This is a genomic window from Acinetobacter sp. USHLN143, from assembly GCF_037145695.1.
In the GTDB taxonomy this organism is placed as follows: Bacteria; Pseudomonadota; Gammaproteobacteria; order Pseudomonadales; family Moraxellaceae; genus Acinetobacter; species Acinetobacter fasciculus.
This window is the reverse complement of the sequence record NZ_JBBCWZ010000327.1, coordinates 1-223: the sequence shown is the minus strand read 5'-3', so window position 1 is coordinate 223 and position 223 is coordinate 1. Positions and strand designations below refer to the sequence as shown.

Here is a 223-nt window from a genome sequence, read left to right as displayed (position 1 = left end):
ACTCATCGACTGAGTCGATCAACCATTCTTTACGCTTACGTTTAACCCATGCCCACATGTGTTCTATAGGATTTAAATCAGGGCTGTATGCAGGAAGCCAAAGAATTTTATACCCTTGTTGTTCCAATAACTCCTGAATATCTGCTCTTTTATGAAATGCTGCATTATCCATAACCACTACACTATTTTCTGGTAATGCTGGTATGAGGAATTGCTCAATCCA

General features: G+C 39.0%; 1 protein-coding gene. It reads right to left on the bottom strand.

The window, feature by feature from the left end:
- A partial coding sequence (locus WFH18_RS18675) for a transposase (protein WP_442892508.1) occupies positions 1–172 on the bottom strand: 172 nt, incomplete at its 3' end.
- Positions 173–223 lie beyond the last annotated feature (51 nt).